23 protein-coding genes and 1 pseudogene are annotated in these 25,224 nt (G+C 71.5%); 12 read left to right on the forward strand and 12 right to left on the reverse strand.

All coding sequences use genetic code 11. The features are described from left to right. Nucleotides 1–69: 69 nt before the first annotated feature. Nucleotides 70–2,235, reverse strand: a complete 2,166-nt coding sequence (pta, locus tag NMN56_RS23245; RefSeq protein ID WP_274045804.1) for a phosphate acetyltransferase — start codon at nt 2,233–2,235, stop codon at nt 70–72. Between the two features lie 333 nt (nt 2,236–2,568). Here pta and NMN56_RS23250 point away from each other — a divergent pair, with 333 nt between their 5' ends. Next, the gene (locus NMN56_RS23250) at nt 2,569–3,594 is read left to right on the forward strand and encodes an ATP-dependent 6-phosphofructokinase (RefSeq protein ID WP_274045803.1); all 1,026 of its coding nucleotides are present in this window, start codon (nt 2,569–2,571) and stop codon (nt 3,592–3,594) included. A gap of 251 nt (nt 3,595–3,845) precedes the next feature. On the opposite strand, the gene NMN56_RS23255 is transcribed toward NMN56_RS23250, so the two are convergent. After that, nucleotides 3,846–4,595, reverse strand: a complete 750-nt coding sequence (locus NMN56_RS23255; RefSeq protein ID WP_274045802.1) for a sulfite exporter TauE/SafE family protein — start codon at nt 4,593–4,595, stop codon at nt 3,846–3,848. Next, entirely contained in the window at nt 4,592–4,750 is a 159-nt protein-coding gene (locus tag NMN56_RS23260; protein WP_274045801.1) for a hypothetical protein, read from the reverse strand. The genes NMN56_RS23255 and NMN56_RS23260 overlap by 4 nt, the downstream gene beginning before the upstream one ends. 140 nt (nt 4,751–4,890) lie before the next feature. Between NMN56_RS23260 and NMN56_RS23265 the strand changes: the two genes are divergently transcribed. Beyond that, the gene (locus NMN56_RS23265) at nt 4,891–5,508 is read left to right on the forward strand and encodes a TIGR03086 family metal-binding protein (protein WP_274045800.1); all 618 of its coding nucleotides are present in this window, start codon (nt 4,891–4,893) and stop codon (nt 5,506–5,508) included. Nucleotides 5,509–5,575: 67 nt separating this feature from the next. On the opposite strand, the gene NMN56_RS23270 is transcribed toward NMN56_RS23265, so the two are convergent. Then, nucleotides 5,576–6,190, reverse strand: a complete 615-nt coding sequence (locus NMN56_RS23270; RefSeq protein ID WP_280842870.1) for a CGNR zinc finger domain-containing protein — start codon at nt 6,188–6,190, stop codon at nt 5,576–5,578. A 178-nt stretch (nt 6,191–6,368) separates the two neighbouring features. Between NMN56_RS23270 and NMN56_RS23275 the strand changes: the two genes are divergently transcribed. Further along, entirely contained in the window at nt 6,369–7,112 is a 744-nt protein-coding gene (locus tag NMN56_RS23275) for a haloacid dehalogenase type II (RefSeq protein WP_274045798.1), read from the forward strand. Here NMN56_RS23275 and NMN56_RS23280 read toward each other — a convergent pair. Further along, complete coding sequence (locus NMN56_RS23280; RefSeq protein WP_274045797.1) at nt 7,087–8,316, reverse strand: MFS transporter; 1,230 nt, start codon at nt 8,314–8,316, stop codon at nt 7,087–7,089. The genes NMN56_RS23275 and NMN56_RS23280 overlap by 26 nt on opposite strands. Nucleotides 8,317–8,468: 152 nt before the next feature. Here NMN56_RS23280 and NMN56_RS23285 point away from each other — a divergent pair, with 152 nt between their 5' ends. Then, on the forward strand, nt 8,469–9,386 hold the full coding sequence (locus tag NMN56_RS23285; RefSeq protein ID WP_430542689.1) for a LysR family transcriptional regulator: 918 nt from the start codon (nt 8,469–8,471) through the stop codon (nt 9,384–9,386). Here the strand turns inward: NMN56_RS23285 and NMN56_RS23290 are convergent. Then, nucleotides 9,376–10,224: a carbohydrate ABC transporter permease gene (locus NMN56_RS23290; protein WP_430542683.1), complete on the reverse strand. Its 849-nt coding sequence runs from the start codon at nt 10,222–10,224 to the stop codon at nt 9,376–9,378. The genes NMN56_RS23285 and NMN56_RS23290 overlap by 11 nt on opposite strands. Nucleotides 10,225–10,367: 143 nt before the next feature. On the opposite strand from NMN56_RS23290, the gene NMN56_RS23295 reads away from it, so the two are divergent. Beyond that, the gene (locus tag NMN56_RS23295; protein WP_274045794.1) at nt 10,368–11,003 is read left to right on the forward strand and encodes an LAETG motif-containing sortase-dependent surface protein; all 636 of its coding nucleotides are present in this window, start codon (nt 10,368–10,370) and stop codon (nt 11,001–11,003) included. A 139-nt stretch (nt 11,004–11,142) separates the two neighbouring features. Here the strand turns inward: NMN56_RS23295 and NMN56_RS23300 are convergent, their stop codons facing one another. Next, nucleotides 11,143–12,051: a carbohydrate ABC transporter permease gene (locus NMN56_RS23300; RefSeq protein ID WP_274045793.1), complete on the reverse strand. Its 909-nt coding sequence runs from the start codon at nt 12,049–12,051 to the stop codon at nt 11,143–11,145. Next, nucleotides 12,048–13,439 carry an ABC transporter substrate-binding protein gene (locus tag NMN56_RS23305; RefSeq protein WP_274045792.1) on the reverse strand — a complete coding sequence of 464 codons (1,392 nt, stop codon included), beginning with the start codon at nt 13,437–13,439 and terminating at the stop codon, nt 12,048–12,050. Before NMN56_RS23305 ends, NMN56_RS23300 begins: the two co-directional genes overlap by 4 nt. Nucleotides 13,440–13,640: 201 nt before the next feature. Between NMN56_RS23305 and NMN56_RS23310 the strand changes: the two genes are divergently transcribed. Beyond that, on the forward strand, nt 13,641–14,282 hold the full coding sequence (locus NMN56_RS23310) for a DUF4232 domain-containing protein (protein WP_274045791.1): 642 nt from the start codon (nt 13,641–13,643) through the stop codon (nt 14,280–14,282). Between the two features lie 25 nt (nt 14,283–14,307). On the opposite strand, the gene NMN56_RS23315 is transcribed toward NMN56_RS23310, so the two are convergent. The 3 genes from NMN56_RS23315 to NMN56_RS23325 form a co-directional block, all read right to left on the reverse strand. Continuing rightward, nucleotides 14,308–15,357, reverse strand: coding sequence for a chitinase (locus NMN56_RS23315; RefSeq protein WP_274045790.1), 1,050 nt, complete (start codon nt 15,355–15,357; stop codon nt 14,308–14,310). 207 nt (nt 15,358–15,564) lie between these two features. Then, complete coding sequence (locus NMN56_RS23320) at nt 15,565–16,251, reverse strand: response regulator (protein WP_274045789.1); 687 nt, start codon at nt 16,249–16,251, stop codon at nt 15,565–15,567. Then, a complete protein-coding gene (locus tag NMN56_RS23325) occupies nt 16,248–17,987 on the reverse strand; it encodes a sensor histidine kinase (RefSeq protein WP_274045788.1) in 1,740 nt (579 codons plus the stop codon). The genes NMN56_RS23320 and NMN56_RS23325 overlap by 4 nt, the downstream gene beginning before the upstream one ends. Before the next feature lie 175 nt (nt 17,988–18,162). Between NMN56_RS23325 and NMN56_RS23330 the strand changes: the two genes are divergently transcribed. Then, the gene (locus tag NMN56_RS23330) at nt 18,163–19,605 is read left to right on the forward strand and encodes a cation:dicarboxylate symporter family transporter (RefSeq protein WP_430542684.1); all 1,443 of its coding nucleotides are present in this window, start codon (nt 18,163–18,165) and stop codon (nt 19,603–19,605) included. A 231-nt stretch (nt 19,606–19,836) separates the two neighbouring features. Here NMN56_RS23330 and NMN56_RS23335 read toward each other — a convergent pair whose 3' ends face one another. Further along, nucleotides 19,837–20,136, reverse strand: a complete 300-nt coding sequence (locus NMN56_RS23335; protein WP_274045787.1) for a hypothetical protein — start codon at nt 20,134–20,136, stop codon at nt 19,837–19,839. Nucleotides 20,137–20,529: 393 nt separating this feature from the next. Here NMN56_RS23335 and NMN56_RS23340 point away from each other — a divergent pair. The 5 genes and pseudogenes from NMN56_RS23340 to NMN56_RS23360 all read left to right on the forward strand — a co-directional run. After that, a pseudogene (locus NMN56_RS23340) lies at nt 20,530–21,081 on the forward strand (RNA polymerase sigma factor); the annotation flags it as partial. A gap of 89 nt (nt 21,082–21,170) precedes the next feature. Further along, nucleotides 21,171–22,007, forward strand: a complete 837-nt coding sequence (locus NMN56_RS23345; RefSeq protein ID WP_274045785.1) for a zf-HC2 domain-containing protein — start codon at nt 21,171–21,173, stop codon at nt 22,005–22,007. A 14-nt stretch (nt 22,008–22,021) separates the two neighbouring features. After that, a complete protein-coding gene (locus tag NMN56_RS23350) occupies nt 22,022–22,900 on the forward strand; it encodes an ABC transporter ATP-binding protein (protein ID WP_430542690.1) in 879 nt (292 codons plus the stop codon). Then, nucleotides 22,897–24,534: an ABC transporter permease gene (locus tag NMN56_RS23355; RefSeq protein ID WP_274045784.1), complete on the forward strand. Its 1,638-nt coding sequence runs from the start codon at nt 22,897–22,899 to the stop codon at nt 24,532–24,534. The genes NMN56_RS23350 and NMN56_RS23355 overlap by 4 nt, the downstream gene beginning before the upstream one ends. Continuing rightward, a complete protein-coding gene (locus tag NMN56_RS23360; RefSeq protein WP_274045783.1) occupies nt 24,528–25,211 on the forward strand; it encodes an ABC transporter in 684 nt (227 codons plus the stop codon). Before NMN56_RS23355 ends, NMN56_RS23360 begins: the two co-directional genes overlap by 7 nt. Nucleotides 25,212–25,224: the final 13 nt, after the last annotated feature.

The raw sequence follows: 25,224 nt of genomic DNA on the forward strand, positions 1-25,224 counted from the left end.
GGGGGGGGGGGGGGGGGGGCGGGGGGGGGGGGGGGGGGCCGGGCCCCGGGGGGACGGGTGGCCCGCCGGTCAGGTGGTGGACCCCGCGGGAACGGGGTCGCCCTGTGCCTGTACGGCGGTGATCGCGACCGTGTTCACGATGTCCTGTACGAGGGCGCCGCGCGACAGGTCGTTGACGGGCTTGCGCAGGCCCTGGAGCACGGGCCCCACGGCAACGGCGCCCGCCGAACGCTGCACCGCCTTGTAGGTGTTGTTGCCGGTGTTCAGGTCGGGGAAGATCAGCACGGTGGCCTGCCCGGCGACCTCCGATTCCGGGAGCTTGGTCGCCGCCACCGAGGGTTCGACAGCGGCGTCGTACTGGATGGGTCCCTCCGTCAGCAGGTCGGGGCGGCGCTCGCGCACCAGCTCGGTGGCCCGCCGCACCTTGTCCACGTCGGCGCCGGAGCCCGAGGTACCCGTCGAGTACGACAGCATGGCGATCCTCGGCTCGACCCCGAACCGCGCCGCGGTGGTGGCCGACTGGATCGCGATGTCAGCGAGCTGCTCGGCGTCGGGGTCGGGTACCACGGCGCAGTCTCCGTAGACCAGGACGCGGTCGGCCAGGCACATGAAGAAGACCGAGGAGACGATGGACGCCTCGGGACGGGTCTTGATGATCTCGAAGGCCGGGCGGACCGTGGCAGCTGTCGAGTGGGCTGCGCCCGAGACCATGCCGTCGGCCAGGCCCTCCTGCACCATCAGCGTCCCGAAGTACGAGACGTCCGCGACCACGTCGTGGGCCAGCTCGTAGGTGACGCCCTTGTGCGCGCGCAGCTGTGCGTACACCTCGGCGAAGCGCTCGCGCAGCGGCGACTCGTGAGGGTCCACGATGCGTGCCGTGGCCCTGGTGCCGACCGGAGGCGCCGCTCCGACGCCGGTGCCGGTGGAACCGGCGGAGTCGTCCAGGAGTTCCAGGCCGATGCCCAGGTCCGCGGCGCGCTTGCGTACGGCGGTGGGATCGCCCAGCAGCGTCAGGTCGCAGATGTTGCGCCGCAGCAGCACCTCGGCGGCGCGCAGCACCCGTTCCTCGGCGCCCTCGGGCAGCACGATGTGGCGGCGTGCCAGGCGGGAGCGCTCGACCAGCTCGTGCTCGAACATCATCGGCGTCACCCGTTCACTGCGCACGACGGAGAGGCGCTGCGTCAACTGGGCCGTGTCCACATGGGTTTCGAACAGGCCGAGCGCGATCTCCGCCTTGCGCGGGGTGGCGGCCGTCAGCTTGCCCTCCAGCGACAGCAGTTCACCCGCCGTCGGGATCGAGCCTCCGGGCACGGCGAGCACGGGCGTGCCCGGCGCGAGCCGCGCGGCCAGCGCGAGGGGCTGTTCGCCAGGGCGCTCGTCGAGCGTGAGGAGCACACCGGCGAGCGCGGGGGAGCCGGCCGAGTGTGCTGCGAGGGCGCCGATGAGCAGGTCGGCGCGGTCGCCCGGGGTGATGACCAGGCAGCCTTCGGTCAGCGCGGGCAGGAAGGCGGGCAGATGCGCACCGCCGAAGACGAGGTTCCGTACGTCGCGCGCGAGACCGGCCTCGTCGCCGAGCAGCACATCGGCGTCCATGGCATCCCTGACCTGCGCGACCGTGGGCGCGGCCAGTGCGGGCTCCTCGGGGAGCACGAAGACCGGCTCGGGCAGCCGCTCGCCGAGCCCGCGCACGGCCTCGGCCGCCTCCGGGTCACGGACCCTGTTGGCGATCATCGCGATGAGGTCGGCGCCCAGCGAGGCGTAGGCGTGGTGCGCGTTGCGCACCTCGGCGACCACGGCCTCCGGGCTCTGGTCGCGTACGGCGACGACGGGGATGACGGAGGCCCCGAACTCGTTGGCCAGGCGCGCGTTGAGGGCCAGCTCGGCGGGCAGGCCCGTGTTGGCGAAGTCGGTGCCCAGGACGAGGACCGCCTCATAGTCCCTGGCCACCTCGTGGAAGCGGTCGACGAGGCGGGATATCAGCTCGTCCGTGCCGCTCTCGGCCTGGAGCGTGGCGGCCTCCTCGTAGCTCATGCCCGCCGCCGAGGCAGGGGGCTGCGTGAGGCGGTACCGGCTGCGCAGCAGGTCGTAGAGCCTGTCGGGGCCGTTGTCGTGCACGAGCGGCCGGAACACTCCGACGCGGTCGACCTGGCGGGTCAGCAGCTCCATGACCCCCAGCTCCACGACCTGGCGGCCGTCGCTGCGGCCCGTGCCCGTCACGTACACGCTGCGCGTCACGCGCTGTCTCCTCCGTGTCGAGATCGCCTTGAGTGCTTACGTCTAGAACGTCTGGAAAGCGTCCGTAAAGATACGGCTATACCCTTGACAATACCTGCGCTTCTGGCTAGGTCGCGCGCCAGGTGGATACGGGTACGAGCCCCGGAGGCGGCCCGGCAAGGTGGAGCGCAAGCGTCCGCATCGTGGCCCGCGCCCATGCCCCTGACTTCAAGACGTGAAACAATCGCACCGGCTCACACATGGATCAGCGGCACCCCTGGACAGTGAGGTCCGACCGTGCCCCAGGCGGCCCGTACCCACGCGGGCCCTCAGCGAGCAGGAGAAGCGAAACCCATGCGCATCGGAGTCCTCACCGCCGGCGGAGACTGTCCCGGTCTCAATGCCGTGATCCGGTCCATCGTCCACCGTGCCGTGGCCGACCGAGGCGACGAGGTCATCGGCTTCGAAGACGGTTTCAAGGGCCTGCTCGACGGCAGGTACCGCCCGCTCGACATCAACTCCGTCAGCGGCATCCTCGCCAGGGGCGGCACCATTCTCGGCTCGGCCCGGCTGGAGCGGGACCGGCTGCGCGAGGCGTGCAGCAACTCCGAGGAACTGATCGACCGTCTCGGCCTCGACGTTCTGATCCCGATCGGGGGCGAGGGCACGCTCACCGCCGCCCGGATGCTCGCCGAGTCGGGCCTGCCGGTGGTCGGCGTACCCAAGACCATCGACAACGACATCTCCGCCACCGACCGCACCTTCGGGTTCGACACCGCGGTCGGCGTGGCAACCGAGGCCATGGACCGCCTCAAGACCACGGCCGAGTCCCATCAGCGCGTCATGGTCGTCGAGGTCATGGGGCGGCACGCCGGTTGGATCGCGCTGGAGGCCGGAATGGCGGCGGGCGCGCACGGCATCTGCGTCCCCGAGCGCAACTTCGAGGTCGACGACCTGGCCAAGATGGTGGAGGAACGGTTCGCGCGCGAGAAGAAGTTCGCGATCATCTGCGTCGCCGAGGGCGCGCACCCCGCCGAGGGCTCCATGCCCTACGAGAAGGGCACCATCGACCAGTACGGCCACGAGCGCTTCGCCGGTATCGGCAACCGTCTCGCCATCGAACTGGAGCACCGGATCGGCAAGGAGGCGCGGCCCGTCATCCTCGGGCACATCCAGCGCGGCGGCACGCCCACCGCGTACGACCGTGTCCTCGCGACCCGCTTCGGCTGGCACGCCGTCGAGGCGGCGCACCGGGGCGACTTCGGACAGATGACCGCGCTGCGCGGCACGGACATCGTGATGGCCCCGCTCGCCGACGCCGTGGTCGAGCTGAAGCGGGTGCCGCAGCACCGCATGGACGAGACCGAAGCGGTCTTCTGAGCCTCGCGGGGTGCGTGACCGGAGGGGTCTTCTGAGCCTCGCGGGGGTGCGTGGCCGAAGGGGTCCTCTGGCTCTCGCGGGGTGCGTGACCGAAGAGGCGCTCTGAGCCTCGCGGGTGTGTGACCGAAGCGGTTCTCCGGTCCTCGTCCGGATGCGCGACTGTGCTCAATTCGCCCTGTGTGTGGGCGAGTTGGGTACGGTCGGTTGCTACGGCACCCCCGCGCGGCGCCCCCCGTGCAGCCCCCGGGGCGCTAGAACGCGTCCAGTCCGAGCTTCACCGCCAGGCCGACGCCCGCCAGCGCGATACCCACGCGCAGCGGCGTGGCCGGGACCCGGCGCGCGACGTGGGGTCCGAGCCAGGAGCCCAGCAGCAGTCCCGCCGCCAGCGGCAGCGCCTCCAGCCATGCGACGGGCCCGAAAGCGGCGAAGCCCAGGGCCGCCACCAGGTCGGCCACGATGACCAGTACGTTCTTGAGCGCGTTGCTGCGGTGCAGGCCGTCGGGCACGGTAGCGATCAACAGGGCCAGCAGCAGTACGCCCGAGGCGGCGGCGAAGTACCCGCCGTACACGGAGACCACGAACACCCCGCAGGGCGCCAGCCAGCCGCGGCCCGGGTGTGCGCCGCCGGCGCTCTCCCGCGCGGGCTGCCGCAGCAGGATCACCACCGAGGCGCCGCCCACGAGGAACGGCACCACGCGCTCGAACACCCCGGGCGGCGTCGCCAGCAGCAGCGCGGCGCCCGCCGCGCTGCCGAGCGCGCACGCGGCGCCCAGCCGCCTGAACGTCACACGCTGCCCGGTCAGTTCGTGCCGCGAACTCGGTATGGCGCCGGCGCTGCCCGCCGCCAGCGCGACCGTGTTGGTCACGTTCGCCGCCGTGGGCGGCAGCCCCACCGCCAGCAGCGCCGGGTACGAGAACAGCGAGGCCAGCCCCGCGACGGTTCCCGTCAGCCCGGCGGCGGCCCCGGCACCGAACAGCAGCGCGGCGACTGCGGGCGTCACGGTCCCGCGCCGCCGGACCCGGTCACCAGGCAGGACAGGAGGGCGGCGACCTCGCGCTGCGACGGGGAGCCGTACGCCCGCCGGACCTCCCCCATTCCTCCCGAGCCGGTCAACTGCCGCAGTGCGTAACGGTCGTTCAGCCGGTGCCCTCGCATGGCCACATGTTAGGGCTGACCCGCTGCTGCGACGTTTTCACCATGGCGGCCGGCGGCGTGCGGCGCTCGTGCGCCACAGCCGTAGCTCGATGTCCGATTCCCGCCGGTAACAGCCGCTCGCGCCGCGCAGGCTGGCCGATGTGAACGATGCTTTCGAAGGTCTGGTCGACCGTTACCTCGTCGCCGGCACCGGGTTCGAGAAGAAGCTGCGAGCGGTGCGGCCCGAACAGTGGTGCTGGCCGACGCCCTGCACGGAGTGGAACGTACGGCAGTTGGTCAACCACATGGTCCGGGGGAACCTCAACTACACGCTTCTGCTGCGCGGCGGCAGCGCCGCCGACTTCCTGCGGCTCCGGGACGCCGACGCGCTGGGAACCGACCCGGTCGGCGCGTACACCCGGTCCGTCCAGGAGTGCGCCGGGGCGTTCGGCGAACCCGGCGCACTGGAGCGGACCCTGGACTATCCGCTGGGCCAGGTGTGCGGCCGGCAGGCACTTGCCGTGAGGATCACGGACAGCACGGTCCACACGTGGGATCTCGCATGTGCCCTCGGGGTGGACGACACCCTCGACGGCGATCTCGTGGCCTGGATCGACGAGAACCTGGCCGAGATCTACGCAGGGCTGGCGGAGTCGCCCGTCTCGGACGGGACGACGCACCGGTTCTTCGCCGCTCCCGAGGGCAGGCCCGTCCGCGACGCGTCGCAGCAGGCAGGGCTGCTGCACCGCATGGGCAGGACACCCGCACCTGGCAACTGACGCCGTGACAGCGCTACGCCGCCGGAGGCGCCCGAAGTCCGGCGGTATCCGCGAAGGTGAGGTGCGCCTACTTCGGGTGCCCCGGCTCCCGGTCTGCGGGTGCCCGGGTCGCCGGCTCCCGGGTGGCGGCGGGATCCAGGCCCTGCTTGGCGGCCTGCTTGCGTGCACGGTAGGCGGCGGCTTTGACGCGGCTGCCGCAGCCTTCCATACCGCACCACGTGCGGCGCGCGCCCCGGGAGCGGTCGAGATAGAGGCGTGTGCAGCCAGAACGGCCGCACTCCTTCAGGCACGCGTCAGGGTCGGCGAGTACGGCGATCCCGCTGCGTGCGACGTGGGCCAGCGCCGAGCGGAGGTCCCCTGACAGCCGTACGCCGGCGTCGCCGAGTTCGACCGTGGGCACCGGCCGGGCAGCGGCGCTGTTGACGGTGTCCAGGGCTGCCGGTGTGAAGGGACGGCACTCCAGGCGGTCGAGCGCCAGTTGGTGGAGCGCCTCACGGAGGCGCAGCGCCGAGGCGAAGGTCGCGGCGTCGGCGGTCACCCGGTCCGGCAGCTCGTCGCACTCGCGTACCCACTGCTCAAGGTCGGCCGGTGCGGCCAGGAGGTCGACGGGCTTGTCCCGGCGGGAACCGACGGTGCCGACGAGGTCCAGGGCCGGGTTGCCACTGACGAAGACGAAGCTCACGTCACCATCTTGACCAGTGACGCGGGAGAGGGCAAGAATCGTCACCAGTTGAACCGGTGACGCGGTGGAAGCCGGCGTCCCGGACCGTGCGGCGTCCCGGACCGTGCGGCGGCCCGGGCCACCACTTGCCAGGCCCCCAGGACCGGACACCCGACAGCCCCAGGAGGAGACAGACCGGATGCCCGAGGTACACGACATCGAGGCCGTCGTCTTCGACGTCCTCGGAACGATGGTCGACGAGCCGGGCGGGCTCCGGGCGGCCATCAGCGAAGCGGTCTCCGCGTCCGCCGAGAGGTCCGACGAGAGGTCCGACGACGGGCCCGACGACGGGCCCGCCGACGCAACCGTCGACCACCTGCTCACCGTGTGGCAGGAGCACGTTGAGCATGAGCAGCAGCGCATCGCGAAGGGGAGCAGGGCGTACGCCAGCACCGAGGTCATCGACCGCGAGGCGGCTCACCGCGTGGCCGGGCGTGCCGGGCTCACCGACGGGCCGGCCATCGAGCGGCTGGCCACCGCCTCCCAGCGCCTCGCGCCCTGGCACGACACCCTCGCGGGACTCGCGCGCCTCGCGCGGCACTTCCCCGTACTGGGGCTCTCCCACGCCGGCCGCGCGACGCTGCTCCGGCTCAACGCCCACGCGGGACTGCGCTGGCACCAGGCGCTGTCCGCCGAGGACGCGCGGGCATACAAGCCCGCACCGGAGGTCTACCGGCTCGCGATCGACGCGGCGGGATGTGCGCCGGAGCGCGTGCTGATGGTCGCCGCCCACGCCTGGGACCTGCGCGGAGCGCAGGCCGTCGGCATGCGGACCGCCTACGTCCGGCGACCGGGCGGCGACCCTCCGAAGAGCGGCGACACCTTCGGCCTGCACGCGGAAGGACTGGACGAGCTGGTCACCGCGCTGACGGCTGTGCAGTGACCGGCGCCTCGCCTCCGGGCCCGCGCCCGGTGAGGGCGAGGACGGTCAGGGCGCAGGCGGCCAGTGCGGCGGCGAGGAGGAGGACCGTGGACAAGGGCGTGGTGTCCACGACGCGGCCCCCGGTGAAGGCGCCGAGCGCGATCGCGGCGTTGAACACCGAGGCGAACAGGGCGCCCACGGGCTCGCGTGCCTCGGGGGCCGAGGCGAGCATCCACGCCTGGGCGCTGACGGAGAGCCCGCCGTACGCGACGCCCCACAGCAGAAGTACGGCCACGGCGAAGGGCGTCGCGCTCCCGGCCGCCACCAGGAGCACCGTCGCCGCTGCGATACCGGCGCTCAGCGTCAGCAGGGTGGCCAGCGGGCGGCGGGGTGCGAAAGCGCCCGCTGCGAAGTTGCCCGCGACGCCCGCGACCCCGTAGGCCAGCAGCAGCACACCGATCAGGCCGGGCGCTATGCCGGAGATGTTCTCCAGTACGGGGCGCACGTAGGTGTAGGCGGCGAAGTGGCCGGTCACCACCAGTACGAGGAAGATCAGCCCGGCACGCACCTTCGGGTTGCCGAAGAGGCGCAGCAACTCGCGGGGGCGTACCGGCTTCTCGGGCGGAAGCGGCGGCAGCAGCAGTGCGAGCGCGGCGGCGACGAGCAGCGCCAGGCCGCAGGCGGCGCCGAAGGCGGAGCGCCAGCCCGCGAGTTCGCCCAGCATGGTGCCGGCGGGGACGGCGAGTACGGAGGCGATGCCGATACCGCCGAAGACGGCGGACAGGGCGGTACTGACCGAGCGCGCGGGCACCAGGCGTACGGCGAGGCTGGCCGCGAGGGCCCACACCCCGCCGAGCGCGACGCCCACCAGGACGCGGGCGGTCAGCAGCACGGTGAGCGAGGTGGCGACGGCCGATACGGCGTTGGCCGCGGCCAGCACCAGCATCAGCCCCGCGATGGACAGCCGCCGGTCGAGCCGCCCCACCGCCAGCGGGACGACGGGCGCCGCCAGCGCGGCGACGATCCCCGTGAGGGTGACGGTGAGGCCCGCCGACCCTTCGGATATCCGGAGGCTGTCGCCGAGCGGGGTGAGCAGTCCGACGGGCAGCATCTCCGTCGCCGTGATGGCGAACGTCGCCGCCGTGAGCGCGGCGACCGCCAACCAGGAGCGTACGGTCGCGCGTTCGGGAGGGGCCGTGAGGGGAGGGGCCGTGGTCTCTGTCATGGTCCCCAGCCTTGGCCCCCCGGCCTGCGGGAACAACGGCCGACCTCTCATCCTTCCATGAGCGGGGCTCATCGATGAGGGGGCCTCGTCGATGCCCCCTGGACCGGGGGCAGGGGAAGGGGGACGGGGTGGACAACGGAAGCGGCCCGGAGATCCGCTCCCTGGAGATCAGGGAGCTGGAGTGCTTTCTCGTGCTGGCAGAGGAACTGCACTTCGGGCGGACGGGCGAGCGGCTCTATGTCTCGCAGAGCAGGGTCAGCCAGCTGCTGCGCGCGCTGGAGAGCCGGATCGGCGCGCGCCTGGTGGACCGTACGAGCCGCAGGGTCGCGCTCACGCCGCTCGGTGAGCGGCTGCTGACCAGGCTGCGGCCCGCCTACGGCCAGTTGGCCGACGCCGTGGACGACGCGCGCGCCGCGGCACGGTGCGTGACGGGTGCCCTGCGGATCGGCTTCCTCGGCAGCGCCAACCACGGGACGACCTCCGCGCTCGGCCTCTTCCACGCGCGGCACCCCGAGGTGGAGACGACGGCGGTCGAGGTCACCATGGCGGACCCGTTCGGGCCCGTTCGGCGCGGTGAGGTGGACGCGGCGATCGTGCTGCTGCCCGTCTCCGAGCCCGATCTCACGCTCGGGCCGTGCTTCGAGAGGCAGCCGTGGACCCTCGCGCTCGCCGACGGGCACCCCTTCGCAGGACGCGCCTCGCTGGACGCCGAAGAGCTGGCCGAGGTCGCCCTCGTGGCCCCCGCTGCACCCGCGCCGGCGTACTGGCGCGACAGCCAGGCGCCGCCCCGCACGCCCGGTGGGCGGCCCATTCCGCGCGGGCCCGCCGTCAGCACGCTCCAGGAGGGGCTGGCGACGGTGGCGGCCCGGAGCGGCGGCATGCTGCTGTGCCGGCCGACGGCCGAGACCAACGCGCGCGCCGATGTCGTCTTCGTACCGGTGGAGGGCCTCGCGCCGTCCGAACTCGTGCTGGTGCGCCACCGCGACACGGACACGGCGACGCTGCGCGCTTTCGCGCGTGCCGTCGGCGACGCGATCGGTGTGAGCGCACCGGAGCCCGTCAGCCCTTGACCGCACCGCCCAGCGCGAAACCCCCGCCGAGCCGGCGCGAGATGAGGACGTACAGCAGGATCACCGGGGTCGAGTAGAGGATGGAGAACGCGGCGAGTTGCCCGTAGACCACGGCGCCGTAGTTGCCGAAGAACGTGAAGATGCTGACGGACGCCGGCAGTTGCTCCGGGCTCAGCAGCAGCATGAACGGCACGAAGAAGTTGCCCCACATCATCACGAAGCTGTAGATCGCCACGACGGACACGCCGGGCCCCATCAGCGGCAGGATGACCCGCAGCAGCGACTGCGCCCAGGAGGCGCCGTCGGTCCACGCCGCCTCCTCCAGCACCTCGGGCACGCCGTCCATGAAGTTCTTCATCAGCCAAACGGCGAACGGGAGTTGGGAGGCGGCCAGAAACAGCCCTGTGCCGTACATCGTGTCGATGAGGTTGGTCTGCACGAACAGCCCGTACACCGGGACCATCACCGCCGTGACCGGCAGGCAGGTGGTGAAGAGGACGCCCAGCAGGTACGGGCGGCTGAAGCGCGAGCGGAACCGCGAGAGCGGATACGCGGCGAGCGCGGCGCACACCACGGTCAGCAGGGTCGCCCCGCCGCACAGCAGCAGGCTGTTGCGCATCGGCGTGAAGGTGATCTCGTCGGTCAGCACGGCCGAGAAGTTGTCGAGCGTCGGCTCGTCGGGAGGCCGGACACGGAGCGTCGCGTTGGCATCGAGCGAGGCGAGAACCAGCCACGCCAACGGCACCACGAACGCCGCCGCGACCACCAGCAGCCCGGCGTCGGCAGCCAGCCGCCGACGCGTGCTCCGCCTCATCGCCTTACCCCTTTCACGAGGCATTCCGGTGCGTCCACGAACTGTCCCTTCGGGGGGAAGAGTTGGATATTCCGGGGTCGGTGTGTCGCCGGTTGCGGACGGGAGTACCGTGCTGTTCCCCGCCGTATGTGCTTTCTGCGCGGCGTGGTCCTACCGGAAGGAAGAACATGACAGCACTGCGCCTCAGGTGGCAGCGCTCGGTCGCCATCACGGCGACGGCTGCCGCGGCGTTTCTCGGCACTGCGATAGCCGCGACGCCCGCCCAGGCTCACAGCCATGGCTGGTCGGTCGACTGCTACACCGTCGACCTGAACCTCACGAACTACTCGCAGGACAAGGACAACACCGTCAAGATCACCGTTGGTGACAGGACGGTGCTGTCGGAGACCTTCAAGGGCGAGTACAACAAGAAGCTCGACCTGCCCAAGCACACCGAGGAGCTGAAGGTCACCGCCGACGTCGTCGCCGGGGACGACAGCAAGTTCTCGTGGAACGAGTCGAAGACGGCCCCGGTCTGCGAGACCGAGTCGCCCTCGCCGTCGCCGACCGAGTCGGAGACCACCACTCCGGCTCCCAGCGCCTCGCCCACCACCACGCCCTCGCAGAGCGAGGCCCCGCAGCCGAGCGCGTCCGAGAGCAGCAGCAGCGCTCCGGCAGCCAAGCCGCAGGGCGGTGGCGAGAACCTGGCCGAGACCGGTTCCTCCAGCAACACCCCGATGCTCGTCGGGATCGCCGCAGCGGTGGTCATCGCCGGCGGTGGCCTCGTGGCGTTCGCGCGCAAGCGCCGTTCCTCGCAGGGCTGACGACGCAGCCGGCGAAGCACCTGCCGAGATAGCTGACGAAGCAGTCGAAGGCGGGGCTGACCCCCGTTCAGCTCCGTGACGCGGCATCTGGCACCACCGCCCGGCGGCCCGCCCCACCCGGCCGCCGGGCGCAGCGCGACTACACCTCTTCACGCATCAGCCGCAGATAGACGACCGAGAACAGCGCTCCGACCAGGAGCAGCAGCAGTGCGACCGCCGTCCCGTAGCCGATGAGGGACTTGGTGAACGCCTGGTCGTACATGAACACGGGCAGTGTTTCGCTCCGGTGTGCGGGGCCGCCCTTCGTCATGGCCCAGATCAGCCCGAAGACGGAGAGGGTCTGGAGCGTGTTGAGCATCAGGTTGGTGCCGATCGAGCGGCGGATCATGGGCAGCGTGATGTGCCACAGCCGCTTCCAGCCCCCGGCGCCGTCCACCTCGGCCGACTCGTTGACCTCCTTGGGGATCTCGGACAGCGCCGCGGAGTAGACGAGCATCGAGAAGGCCGTGCCGCGCCATACGTTCGCGAACGAGACGGCCAGGATCGGCAGCGTGTACAGCCAGTTCTGGGCGGGCAGATGGAGCCAGCCGAGGAGGGCGTTGAGCTGGCCTTCCCGGTGGAAGAACGTGTAGAGCAGAAACCCGGCGACGATCTCGGGCAGCACCCACGCACTGATCACGATGGCCCCGGTCAGCGAGCGCACCGCCTTCGAGGAGCGCCGCATCAGCGAGGCCAGCGCGAGGCCCAGCGTGTTCTGTCCCAGGATCGAGGAGACGACCGTGAACACCAGCGTGAGCACGACGGCGTTACGGAAGTTCGCGTCACCGAAGGCCCGGGTGAAGTTGTCGAGCCCGACGAAAGAGGACGACTCCTGCCCTGTCAGGCGCATGTCCGTGAAGGCGATGGCGACGCAGTAGGCGATGGGCCCGATGAGGAAGAGCAGCAGGACGACGGTCGCCGGCGTCAGCGGCAGCCAGCGCCACAGCCGCCGGGCCCGCGTGCCGGGCCGTGTCTGATGCCCCGTCACCAGGTTGGTCGCGGCGGTCACTTGGAGACGACCGCGCCGTCGGCGATACCGGCGAGCGCCTCGTCGTACGTCTTGGCTGCCTCCCGCGGTGAGGCGTCACCCGTGGCGACGGCCTCGGTGGCCTCGGTCAGCGCCGTGGACACCTGCGGATAGACGGGCAGCGCCGGGCGGTAGTGGGTGTTCTGCACGCGCTCGGTGAAGAACTTGATGCCCGGCATGGACTTCAGATAGCGCGGCTCCTTGGCCACGTCCTGCCGTACGGCGACCTGGGAGCCGCGGACGCACCATTCGACCGCGTTCTCCTTGGTCTGCATCGTGCGGATCATCTTCCATGCCAGGTCGGCGTTCCGGGACTTCTGCGGGATCGCCCAGGTCCAGCCGCCCGACATGCTGACCTCGCCGGGTGCGGCGCCGTGCTGGGTGGGCATGGGGGTCAGGCCCATGGTGTCCTTCCACTCCGGCCAGGGCCTGCCGCCCGTCTTGATCCAGTTCTGGCTGAGCCAGGAGCCGTCGAGCGCGATGGCGAGCTTGCCCTCGGGCAGCAGCTGGGTGACCACGTCGGTGCTGACGTTGGGGTCGACGACCTGGTCGGGGTCGGGGCCCAGCTTCTCGCCGTAGAGAGTGTCGAGGAAGCCGAGGCTGTCCTTGAACCCCTTGCTGCCCTTGACCCACTTCTTGGCCCCCGGGTCGTAGAGGGGGTCCTTGCCCGTGCCGTAGAGGAGCATTTCGAAGCCCTGCATGGCGGTGGCCTCGCCCGCGCCCTTGCCTGCGAAGACGTTGAGCGGGATGACGCCGGGGAGCTTCTTCTTGAGGGTGCGGGCCGTGTCCAGCACGTCGTCCCAGGTCTTCGGCTTCCAGTCGGTGGGCAGGCCCGCCTTCGCGAAGAGCTTCTTGTTGAACCACAGGCCGCGGGTGTCCGTGCCGTCAGGGACGCCGTAGGTCTTGCCGTCGGCCGCGCTCGCCGCGCGCTTGGCCGCGGGCTCGAACTGGTTCCAGTCGTCCCACTTGGCCAGGTAGTCGTCCAGCGGGCGCAGATAGCCGCTCTTGATGTCGGAGTTGATGAGGAACGTGTCCTCGTAGACCAGGTCGGGTGCGGTCTTCGGGGAGCGCATCATCTGCTGGATCTTGGTGTAGTAGTCCTGCTGCGGCGCCTGGATGGGGACGAGTTCGACCTTCTTGCCCTTGTTCTCCTTCTCGAACTGCTTGGCGACGAACTTGATGTAGTCGTCACGGAAGGTGACCTTGTTGTCGGTCTCCTTGTGGAAGGCGATGCGGACCGTGTTCTTGTCGCCGCTGCCGGAGCCGCCGCCGCAGGCGGTCAGCGTGCTCGCGGTGAGCGCGGTGAGCGCGGCTGTCAGCAGGAGAACTCTGGTGCGTGGAACGGTGGTTCGTGGAGCGGTGGGGCGCACGGCACGACCTCCTCGGCCAGGTGGTGTCCGTACGGTGGCGCCTGGTGGGCTACCAGGTCAATACGGCCGTGGCACTTGGTCATCTCGCCAGTGCCAACGGGCCCGTGACAGAACCCGAACCTCACGGGCAACGGGCCGTAACTTCGTGTGCGATACAAATAGTGCTGATCACACGCACCGCGCTACCCGTGAGGGAACACCATGAAGTACACGCGTACCGCCGCCATCGCCGCTCTCGGCGTCGCCGCCGCGCTCTCGCTCACCGCCTGCGGCGGGGACGACTCGGGCAAGGAGAACTCCGGCAAGAGCAGCTCCTCGTCGTCTGCGTCGTCCTCGGGCTCCTCGGAGGACTCGAAGACCGGGAACTCGGCGTCGGGCTCGGACGACACCGAGGCCCGCGCCGCCAAGAACGGCGCGGGCCAGGACGCCGAGGGCGCCAAGTTCTGCGCGAAGTCGGGTCTGTCGATGACCGCCGCTGACGAAGGCCCCGACGAGAAGAGCGGCAACGTCGTGGTCACCATGACGAACACGACCGGGGGTACCTGCTCCGTGACCGGCTTCCCGACCGTCAGGCTGACGGACGCCGACCACACCACGAGCGCGCCGCTCAAGCGCGACGACAACCAGCCCCGCATCGCCGTCCTGAAGCCCAACGAGAAGGCCGTCTTCAACATCTCGTTCGACAAGGCCAAGGGCGGCGAGCCCAGCGACTCCGACCCGGTCGACCTGCAGGTGACGCCGCCGCACGGGAAGGGCTTCGTGAAGCTGCACTGGCCCGCGGGCGCGATCAAGGGCATGTCGAACGCCACCGCCCTGGTCCACCCGGTGCACGCGAACCCGTAAGGCGCGCGCCCGCGGTCAGCCCCTGCTACTGGCCGCCGTACCCGGCCAGAATCCTGGAGAACTCCCACTCCTTCTGGTCGATCCCGCTGCACGAGTCGCCCGCACCGCCGCCGCCGGCGCAGGGGCGGTCCCGGTTGACGGCCCAGAAGCTCACCCGCGAGAGTCCCTTGGACTTCGCGTGGTCGACGATCTCCTGGAAGCCGTCAGGCGAGACCGACTCGCCCTCGACATCGGTCCTGCCGTTCATCGAGGAGAGCCCCGACTTCTTGTACGCCTCCGAGTCGGAGATCCCGTACGCGGCCTTCACCTGGTCCTTGAGGCCGTCGACGGCGGACTTGGTGGCGGCGACCATGTCGGTGGTGCCGTCGCCGAAGTCGAACGGCATGACCGTCCAGGCGTCCACGTCGAGCTGCGCCTCGGCGCCCTTCGCGATCAGGTCCTTGCCGTTCTCGTTCGGGCCCTGGGGGGTCGTGCCGAAGGTCAGATAGACCTTGATGCCCGCGTTCTTCTCCTTGACGATCTTCAACGCGTCGATGACCCGCTGCCGCACCTCGGCGTTCTCGACCTCGCTCGCCTCGATGTCGATGTCGATCGACTTGAGCCCGTACGCGTCGATGACCTTCTGGTAGGCACCCGCCAGGTCCTGCGCGCTGGAGCACGCCTCGCCCAGCTTGTTGCCGCTCCAGCCGCCGACGGACGGTGTGATGTCGCCGCCCGCCTGCTGGATCGCCTTGACGGCCTGTTCGTCCTGGCCACCGGTCAGCGGGCGCTGCCCGTCCCAGGCGGGGTTGCAGCCCCCGTCGGAGAGGATGAACGCCATGGTCAGCTGCTTGGTGCCGGTCTGCTCCATGAAGGTGACCGGATCGGGTGGGTTACCCCAACCCAGGTACAGGTAAGGGCCGTTGAGCCCGCTCGGCGCGGCCTGCGCCCGCTCGGGTGCCGCTTCGGGTGTGGCCTGCGCCGTGACCGCGAGCGCCGAGGCGGTGAGTGCGGCTGCGGCGCCCATGCCCAGACCCATGGCGAGTCTGCGGCGGGCCCTGCTCCTGCGGCGGTGGGGGGTGGTGTGGGGGGACACGTGCAACGCTCCCTTCCGGAAAGCCGGTTGGTGAGTGCCGCACGCTAGCGAGAACCTTTGGTCTAGACAATGGGCGCGGCCGGAATCCTGCCGAGGGCCCGCCGGCCCGCCGGGCCACGCCCCGCCCCACCCGTACGTGCCGCCCGTACGTGCACAGCCGGGCCCCGGCCGTACGTGCACCGCCGCGCCCCAGCGGCCCGCCCCTGCTCAGCGCCGCCATACGTAGTGGTGTTCGGGCCGACCCACGTGCCCGTACCGCTGCCGCCTGTGTGCGCGTCCCGTCGTGGCCAGGTGCTCCAGGTAGCGCCCCGCCGTGATCCTGTTGACGCCGATGCGCTCTGCCGCCTCGCTCGCGGTCAGGCCCGCCTCGCCCTGCTCGCGGAGCGCCGAGGTGACGGTGTCCAGCGTTCCTGTGCTCAGCCCCTTCGGCAGCGCCGAGGAGGGCGGTGCAGCGCGCAGCACCGACAGCGCCCTGTCCACCTCGTCCTGGCTCACCGCCTCGCCGTGCGCCTCCGCCGACATCCGGAAGTCCGCGTACCGCCGCAGCCTGTCGCTCAGCGACCTGAACGTGAACGGCTTCAGCACGTGCTGCACCACGCCCAGCGACACGCCCTCCCTGATCACCGTCAGGTCCCGCGCCGAGGTCACGGCGAACACGTCGGCCGTGTGCCCCGCCGCCCGCAGTGAACGCAGCAGCGCCAGCCCGTTGCCGTCCGGCAAGTACAGGTCGAGCAGGATCAGGTCGACCCGCGGTTGCTCGTCCAGTGCGCGTACCGCCTCGGCGCGCGAGTGCGCCACGGCGGCCACCTCGAAGCCCGGCACCCGGGTGACGTACAGCGCGTGCGCGTCCGCCGCCACGGGGTCGTCCTCGACGACGAGTACCCGGAGTGTCACGCGCCCGCCTCCTGTCCTGTCGGCACGTGCACGGTGAACTCGGCCCCGCCGCCGGGCAGTTGGGTCGCTGTCGCCTCGCCGCCGTGACGCCGTGCCGTCTGGCGTACCAGTGCCAGCCCGATGCCGCCGCCCGCCTTGGTCGACCAGCCGCGCTCGAACACCGTCTCCTCGCCGCCCGGCGGCAGGCCAGGACCGTTGTCGGTGACGCGCACCGACAGCTCCTCTCCCCGTGACCGCTGGATCGCCACGGTGACCCGGGGACTGTGCGCGCGGGCCCGGTCCTGTGGCCGGACACCGCCTTCCGGAGTGGCAGCCGGTGCCTCCGCGCCGTCGCGGGGGAGGCCGGTGGCAGCCGCGACTTCCGCGCCGTCGCCGGGGAGGCCGGTGGCAGCGGCTGCCTCCACGGCGTTGTCGATGAGGTTGCCGAGGACGGTGACGAGGTCGCGGGGGGGAAGCCCGGTGATGTCGTCCACGTGGGAGTCGGGGGTGAGGGCGAGTTCGACGCCGCGTTCGTTGGCCTGCGCCGCCTTGCCGAGCAGCAGGGCGGCCAGTACGGGCTCGGACACGGCCGTCACCACGTGGTCGGTGAGGGCCTGCGCCAGCTCCAGTTCCTCCGTCGCGAAGCTGACGGCCTCCCGTGTGCGCCCCAGTTCGATGAGCGAGACGACGGTGTGCAGCCGGTTCGCCGCCTCGTGCGCCTGGGAGCGCAGCGCCTCGGCGAATCCCCGTACGGAGTCCAACTCGCCTGTGAGTGCCTGGAGTTCGGTGTGGTCGCGCAGGGTGACGACGGTGCCGCGCCGGCCGCCGTCATGGACGGGCGAGGTGTTGAGGACGACGACGTGCTCGGCGCTGAGATGGACCTCGTCCACGCGCGGCTCGGACGCGAGCAGCGCGCCCGTGAGCGCACGAGGCAGTCCGAGTGCGGTGACCTCGCGGCCGATGACGGACGCGTCGCGCAGCCCGAGGAGTTCGCGGGCGCCGTCGTTGACGAGGGCGACCCTGCGCTGCCCGTCGAGCATCAGCAGCCCCTCCCGTACGGCGTGCAGCGTGGCCTGGTGGTAGTCGTGCATGCGGCTCAGCTCGGCGGCGTTCATGCCGTGGGTGTGGCGGCGGAGCCTGGCGTTGATGACGTACGTCCCCACTCCGCCCAGCGCGAGCGCGCCGCCCGCGACGGCGAGGAGCGCGGTGAGCTGCTCGCTGACCTGCCTGCTGATGGTGTCGACGGCGATGCCCGCGCTGACGAGGGCCACGATCCGGCCACCGGGACCGCCCTCACGCACGGGAGTGACCACGCGCACGGAGGCGCCCAGCGTGCCGGTGTACGTCTCGTCGAACGTACGGCCCTTGAGCGCGGGGCCGATGTGCCCGACGAACCGTTCACCGATCCTGTCCGGGTCGGGATGCGTCCAGCGCCGCCCCTTGGTGTCCATGATCGTGACGAAGGTGACGCCGGTGTCCCGCCGTACCCGCTCCGCGTACGGCTGGAGGCGGGCGCTGGGGTGCGCGGAGCGTACGGCCTCGTGGACGGAGGGGGAATCGGCCACGGCCTGCGTGGTCGCGCGGGCCCTGTGCGTCGCGGCATCCCTGGCCTGGGAGCGCCCCGAGAGATACGCGAAGACCGCGCACCCCGCCACCACGACGGCCACCAGCACCACCTGCATGGCGAAGAGCTGCCCCGCCAGGCTGCGGGGGCGTGACCGCGCGGAGGTGCGGGGGCGGGGACGGGGGTGGCGCATTACCTCAGTCTGCCGTGGCTGATTTCGTGCACGTAATGCACGTAAGGGTGACGCCCGTCGCACGGTGTTGCATAGTCGCCGGGACTCAACACGATTCGGTTGCGCGATACCCCCTGTTTCAGGGACGTTTCGCGGGAATTCGCCGGAATCGAACCATCAACGAGGAGCCGCCGACGTGTCGAAGAAGACACCGCAGCCGTCTTCACGACCGGACGCAGCGGGCGCTGCCACGGTCTCACCCCAGGTGAAGAAGAAGGACCGCACGCATTACCTCTACATCGCGGTGATCGCCGCCGTGGTCCTGGGCATCACGCTCGGTCTCACGGCCCCGGGGGTGGCCACCGAGCTGAAGCCGCTCGGTGAAGGCTTCGTCAACCTCATCAAGATGATGATTTCGCCCATCATCTTCTGCACGATCGTGCTGGGCATCGGTTCGGTGCGCAAGGCTGCCAAGGTCGGCGCCGTCGGCGGGCTCGCACTCGGCTACTTCCTGACCATGTCGCTGGTCGCGCTCGCCATCGGCCTGGTCGTCGGCAACGTGCTGGAGCCCGGTCACGGCCTGCACCTGACCGAGGCCGCCAGGGACGCCGGCGCCTCGCAGGCCAAGGGCGGCGAGGGCATGACGGACTTCGTGCTCGGCATGATCCCGACCACCATGGTCTCCGCCTTCACCGAGGGCGAGGTGCTCCAGACGCTGCTGATCGCGCTGCTCGTGGGCTTCGCGCTGCAGGCGATGGGCAAGGCGGGCGAGCCGGTGCTGCGCGGGATCGGGCACATCCAGAAGCTGGTCTTCCGGGTGCTCGCGATGGTCATGTGGGCGGCGCCCGTCGGCGCGTTCGGTGCGATGGCCGCCGTGGTCGGGGAGACCGGCGTGGACGCGCTGAAGTCCCTCGCCGTCATCATGATCGGCTTCTACACCACCTGTTTCCTGTTCGTCTTCGTCGTCCTCGGGCTGATCCTGCGGGTGTTCACGGGCATCAATATCTTCTCGCTGCTGCGGTACCTGGGCCGCGAGTTCCTGCTGATCCTCTCGACCTCCTCCTCCGAGTCGGCGCTGCCGCGGCTGATCGCGAAGATGGAGCACCTGGGCGTCAGCAAGCCCGTCGTCGGCATCACCGTGCCGACCGGCTACTCCTTCAACCTCGACGGCACGATGATCTACCTGACGATGGCCTCGATCTTCGTCGCCGAGGCGATGGGCGACCCGCTCTCCCTCGGTCAGCAGATCTCGCTGCTCATCTTCATGTTCATCGCGTCCAAGGGCGCGGCCGGCGTCACCGGCGCCGGACTGGCCACCCTCGCCGGCGGCCTCCAGTCCCACCGCCCCGAACTGGTCGACGGCGTCGGCCTGATCGTCGGCATCGACCGCTTCATGAGCGAGGCCCGCGCCCTCACCAACTTCGCGGGCAACGCGGTCGCCACGGTGCTGGTCGGCACCTGGACCAAGGAGATCGACAGGGAACGGGTCGACCAGGTCCTCGCCGGCGCCATCCCGTTCGACGAGCAGACCCTCTCCACCGACGGCGGCCACGGCACCGAGTCCGACCCCCCGACCGCCACGTCCCCCGCCGACGTCCCCGCACCCCAGGGCGACCAGGACACCCTGACAAAGGCATAGAGCCACCACCCCCCACAGCGACGACCCCTAGAAACCACCCCCGGGAGAGGGCCCTTTCGCGGTACCGGGCGGGCATGGGGCCGGTGTGGGCCCAGCCCGGGCGGGCGATTCAGGTCGCACGCCCGCCAGCACTTTCGACGGCGCCACAGAGTGGGGCACCATGAGACACCTGGGCCTTCCCCGAAGGTCGATTTCGGGGAAGGCCCTCTTCGTGCTGTCACCTGCCGATGGTCAGCAGCTCTTCACCCCGTCGAACCGGCGGGGGGCGATCGGAATCTTGTGCTTCAGGGTCTGGCCCTTCTTTACGGTCACGCACGCGCTGTCCGCGCCGAACGCCCAGACGATCTTGTAGCGCTTCTGCGATGAGCAGTCGTTGCGCCCGTATCCGGTCTGCGTGAGAGTGCCCTTCTTGACCCACGCTGTGATACAGCTCGGTGCTGCGGCGGCGTCTGCCTTGGCGGACGCCGGGCTCGCGGCTTGAGCCGGTGCGACACTGAGCCCCGCCGTCATCGCGACAGCTGCGAGCGTCACGGCTCCTGATCTCTTCAACTTCCCTCTCATGTACGGGACTTCCTCTCATTCGATCGGTTCCTCCGCGGCACGCGGAGTGTTCGCCGAGAAAGCTATGGCGCTCCGAGATGTGGCGTAAGAGTCGTGATTCATGTGGAAGATGCGGTTCTCATGGCTGAAAGCTGAGACGTGAGAGGAAGCGGAGATTTCCGTTCGCCTACCTGCTGACAGGCGCGCAGCCTTTGACGTGCCCTAGCCAAAGATCGAGAGCCGTCCTCACGGTGACGAGGGGTGCGTGCGCCCCCCTTGGCCCTACGTTCAGAGGCTGAAAGTCGACGATCGGATCCCGAAATATGTGACGCAGGTCACCTCCCTTCGGTGAACCGCCCGGCGGGCTCCGTACGACGAAGGGGTGTGACGGAGGAGCGGGGGGCGGGGTGGGACGCCGGGACGGTTGCCGCGCTTGTGGCGGGGGACCGGACGGCGTTCGAAGCCGTGTACCGGCGGTACGCACCGTGGCTCGTCGCCCGGTTGCGCTACCGCTGCTCCGACCGCGCTGTGCTCGATGACGTCGTGCAGGAGACGTTCCTCGCCCTGTGGCGGGCCTGTGACCGGGGGCGGCAGCCCCAAGTGGAAGATTTAGCGGGGTGGTTGTGGCGGATCGCCGCCCGTCGGCTCGCCGATGCCGGACGCGCGAAGGGCGCCCGCGCACGGCTGCACCAGGCACTCGGCGCGCTGCGTACGCGGGACGAGCCGTCCGCCGAGGACCAGGCGCTGCTCGGCGTCGAACACGGGCGGCTGGCCCGTGCGCTCGCCGACCTCGCCCCTGAACTGCGGAGCGTCCTCCAGGCCATGACGCTCGACGGGATGTCCGTCCGGGAGACGGCGGCGCTGCTGGACCTTCCCGAAGGCACGGTCAAAACGCGGGCCATGCGTGCACGGCGACACCTGCGCGCCTCCCTGGAGCGGGCGGCTCAACCGTCCGCCACCGGCTCGACCGACCCCACAACGCCCGGGCGCCTCCCACCCCGGCGCCCCACGGGAAGGAGGAAGCGATGACCGTACCCGGCGGCCACCCGACCGACGAGACCCTCCGCGCCTATGCGGCCGGGCACGCGCGGGCCGAGGAGCTGTGGGCGATCGAGCCCCACCTCACGGCGTGCCCTGCCTGTCTCAGCCGGGCCGGGACACACACCGACCCTGACGTGTGGGACCCGGGCCGGGCCTGGCAGGCGCTGGACGTCGCCATGGACGAGCCCCGACAGGGCCTCCCCGAACGCCTGTTGCGGCGGGCCGGAGTGCCCGAACACGCCTCCCGGCTGGTCGCCGCGACCCCCGCGCTCCGCCTCGCCTGGCTCGCCGCCGCCGCGCTGACGCTGCTCTTCGCCGCGCTCGCCGCCCGCCTCGGTGACCCCGCCGGCGACCCCGTACTCTTCCTCGCCCTGGCGCCGATGCTGCCGCTCCTCGGTGTCGCCTTCTCCTTCGGTCCCCGCTGGGAGCCCGCCTACGAGATGGCGCTGGTGGCCCCCGTCAGCGGACTGCGCGTGCTGCTCGTCCGCACGGCTGTCGTACTCGGGACCTGTGTGGCGCTGACGGTCCCCGTCACCCTCGCCCTGCCCCGCCCGGGGCTGCACGCGCTCGGCTGGTTGGTCCCCGCCTGTGCGCTCACGGCCCTCGCGCTGACCCTGACCGCGCGGGTTGCCCCGGCTCTTGCCGCCGGCGGCGTCGCCGCCGCCTGGTGCGCCGTGCTCCTCACCGTTTCCAGCGGCACGGTCTTCTCGGCCGCTGGACAGACCTGCATGCTCGGGCTCCTGCTGGTGGCCTGCCTGGCACTGGTGCCGCTCAGGGGCGGCTTCGACGTACTGCACCGACGGAACGGAGATCTGCTGTGAGTCCCGACGAGAGCGTGTCCCCTCGCGAGGTGACCGTCCACGAGGTGACCGTCCGCTACCGCGGCGTCCCCGCGCTCGACTCCGTCTCCTTCACCCTGGGATCCGGTGTCACCGGCCTGCTGGGCCCCAACGGAGCGGGGAAGACCACGCTGTTGCGCACGCTCGCCACCGCGCTGGCGCCGGACGCCGGCCGGATCGAGGTACTCGGCCGCGACCCCGCCGACCCGGCCCAACGCACCGGGATCCGGCGCAGGCTCGGCTTCCTCCCCCAGGACCCGGGACTGCACCCGCACTTCACCGCCTTCGAGTTCGTCGACTACGTCGCCATCCTCAAAGAGATCACCGACCGGCGGCGGCGCCACGACGAAGTGCGCAGGGTCCTGGAGGCCGTGGGGCTCGGCGCCGAGCGCGGCAAGCGCGTCAAAGCGCTCTCCGGCGGCATGCGCCAGCGCGTCGCGCTCGCCGCGGCGCTCGCCGGTGACCCCGCATTCCTGGTGCTCGACGAGCCGACGGTCGGCCTCGACCCGGAACAGCGCATGCGCTTCCGCGAACTCGTCGCGGGGCTCGGGGAAGGGCGCACCGTGCTGCTCTCCACGCACCAGACCGAGGACGTGGCGGCACTCTGCCACCGCGTCGTCGTCCTCGACCACGGCGCCGTCACCTTCGACGGTGAGCCGCACGCGCTCGCCGGGATCGCCCGAGGACGCGTCTGGCACAGCGCGGAGCGTTCCCCAGGGGCCGTCGCGGGATGGCGCACCGGCCTGGGCGTCCACCGCAACATCGGCACGGCGCCCCCCGGCGCCGAGTGCGTCGAGCCGACGGTCGAGGACGGCTATCTGCTGCTCCTGGACCTGGCGGGCCGGGGCAGGACCGGGACGGAGGCGCGCGCATGAGCCGCACGGACACCGCCACGGGCCGAGCAAGAGACCAGGAGCCCTTACCCCGTAAGGCCCGTAAGGCCCGTAAGGCCCGTAAGGCGGCCGGGGCTTCCCGCGCGGCCACCCTCGCACTGGCCCGCGCCGAGGGGCTTCGCCTGCCCCGCCACCCCGCATTCCTCGCCGCGCTCGCGCTGTACCTCGCCCAGTGGGGATACGCGGCCTTCGGAGCCGCGGGAGCCGACCGCTACCCGGTACTGCACGACGAGGACCGCTACACCCAGATCCCGCTCCTCCTGCTCGCGGCCGGCACGCTCGTCGCCGCCAACCTGGCTGCGCTGCGCGGCAACCGGCACGGCGCCGACCGACTCTACGACGTGCTGGTGCTCGCGCCCTGGCGGCGCACGCTCGCCCTCCTCCTCGCGACCACCACAGGCGCCGCCGTCGCCGTACTCCTCACCGCGGCCCGGATCGCCTACCTGGCCTCCCGTCCCGGCGCCGTCTCCGCGCCCTCGGTCGCTGAACTCGCCACGGGGCCTGCCCTGGTGCTGCTGGCCGGCGTCCTCGGCGTCCTGCTCGCCCGGCTGACCCGCTCGATGGCCGCCGCCCCACTCACCCTCGCGGCGCTCGGCGTGCTGACGGTCGCCGGGGCGCTGCGGCCGACGAGCGGCTGGCGCTGGCTCGGACTCGTCGCCGTCGAGGACGAGTTCGTCCCGCCGATGCCCAGCGCGCTGCTGGACCGGCCGGCGACCGCACACCTCGGCTACGTGCTCGCGCTGGTCGTACTCGCCTCCTGCTGGGCCCTGTCGCGCGGCGCCGCACCCCGCCGCGCCGTCTCCGTGGCCCTCGCCCTGGGGCTGGCAGCCGCGCTGACCTCCGGCGTCGTACAGGTCCGGAGCCCAGGACAGGACACGCTCGCCGCCCGGGAACGGGCCGAACGCGAACCCGCGACACAGCAGCGCTGCGAGCACCGCGACACGGTCACCTACTGCGCCTTCCCGGAGTTCATGCCCCGGGTCGGCGAATGGGAGACAGCGGTACGCGGTGTGCTGCGGCGGCTGCCCGCCTCCGCGCGCCGGGACGGTTACGCGGTGCGCCAGCACCTCTTCCACGACGACACCACCAACGGCGTCGGCACGTCCCCTCCACTCCGGACGTGGGCCCGTCAGGACCGTGCCGCCGGGACACCAGGTGCCGTTCCGGTCGGTACGGACTGGGGCACGGGCGGACTCGCGGGTGACAGGATGCTCGGCTTCGCCGCCCAGTTCGCCGTACACGCGCTGGCCGGTCGGACGGCGGGCCACGCGCCGGGTGTTCACGCGGCGCCCCGGTGCGGCGGTCGCGCCGTGGCTGCCATGTGGCTCGCGGCCCAGGCCACGCCCGAGCTGACAGAGGCATACCGCTCCCTGCGCGAACGCGCCTACGGCGGCCTGACCGTGAGCACGTTCGACGGCGCGGGCGGCGTCTCCGTCAGCGGGCCAGGGGCCGATGTGGTCTCGGCGCTCCTGGACCGGCCGCAAGAGCGGACCGCCGCGCACGTACGCGAGGTGTGGGCGGAACTGACCGCCCGGGACACCACCACGGCGCGGGCGGCCGAACTGCTGGACGTGCCCGTTCCCGACGGGGCCGACGAGAAGGCAGCCGGGTGCTGAGCCGGACCGTGGCGCCGGGTGCCCCGCCGTCCCGCTGGCTACTCGCGACGGCGCTGCTGCGCCCCGAACTGCGCGCCGCCCGCCTGTGGCCGCTGCTGTACGCGGGCACGGCCGGGCTGTTGCTCTGCGCGGGCCCCGCGGTGTCCGGCGCCGAAGTGCGCCCGCCCGCCGCCGTCCTGCTGGCCCGGCTCGCCTCCGTCCTGTGCGCCGTGGGCCTGGCCATGGCGACGGACGATCCGGCCGCCCGGAGCACCCGCGCGGTGCCGGTTCCGCGCTGGTTGCCGCGCGGTGTCCGGGTGCTGGGGGTGGGCGCGATCGCCGCTGCCTTCTGGGGGGTCTCCCTGGCGTGTCTCGTCCAGGGAGTGGAGGGAGCCGCCCGTGCCGCGGTTCCGGTGGGCGGCCTCGCGGTCGAGGCCGCCGCGCTGGCGTGCCTGGCGCTCACGCTCGGACTGCTCGGCATGCGCGTGACGCAGGACGCCACCGGAAGCCTCGTCGCCGCGCCCGGAGTCGTACTGCTCACCCTGACACTGGTGTTCCTGCCCCCCGACGTTGGCCTCTTCCTGGACCCCGGAAGCCCCGACTGGGCAGCGTCCAGGTGGCGCTGGGCCACACTGCTGTCCCTCACCTGCGCCTGCGCCCCCGCCCTGCTCCGCGACCAGTACCGCTCGCGTCACTGACCGGGCGCCCCCT

It is taken from the genome of Streptomyces iconiensis, from assembly GCF_028657195.3.
GTDB lineage: Bacteria > Actinomycetota > Actinomycetes > Streptomycetales > Streptomycetaceae > Streptomyces > Streptomyces iconiensis.

What these genes read in the sequence shown, in the direction of transcription:
- NMN56_RS23260 (WP_274045801.1), bottom strand. Translation starts at nt 4,750, where the DNA reads ATGCGAGGGCACCGGCTGAACGACCGTTACGCACTGCGGCAGTTGACC.
- NMN56_RS23355 (WP_274045784.1), top strand. Translation starts at nt 22,897, where the DNA reads ATGAGCCGCACGGACACCGCCACGGGCCGAGCAAGAGACCAGGAGCCC.
- NMN56_RS23275 (WP_274045798.1), top strand. Translation starts at nt 6,369, where the DNA reads ATGCCCGAGGTACACGACATCGAGGCCGTCGTCTTCGACGTCCTCGGA.
- NMN56_RS23280 (WP_274045797.1), bottom strand. Translation starts at nt 8,316, where the DNA reads ATGACAGAGACCACGGCCCCTCCCCTCACGGCCCCTCCCGAACGCGCG.
- NMN56_RS23250 (WP_274045803.1), top strand. Translation starts at nt 2,569, where the DNA reads ATGCGCATCGGAGTCCTCACCGCCGGCGGAGACTGTCCCGGTCTCAAT.
- NMN56_RS23310 (WP_274045791.1), top strand. Translation starts at nt 13,641, where the DNA reads ATGAAGTACACGCGTACCGCCGCCATCGCCGCTCTCGGCGTCGCCGCC.
- NMN56_RS23325 (WP_274045788.1), bottom strand. Translation starts at nt 17,987, where the DNA reads ATGCGCCACCCCCGTCCCCGCCCCCGCACCTCCGCGCGGTCACGCCCC.
- NMN56_RS23290 (WP_430542683.1), bottom strand. Translation starts at nt 10,224, where the DNA reads ATGCCTCGTGAAAGGGGTAAGGCGATGAGGCGGAGCACGCGTCGGCGG.
- NMN56_RS23295 (WP_274045794.1), top strand. Translation starts at nt 10,368, where the DNA reads ATGACAGCACTGCGCCTCAGGTGGCAGCGCTCGGTCGCCATCACGGCG.
- NMN56_RS23345 (WP_274045785.1), top strand. Translation starts at nt 21,171, where the DNA reads ATGACCGTACCCGGCGGCCACCCGACCGACGAGACCCTCCGCGCCTAT.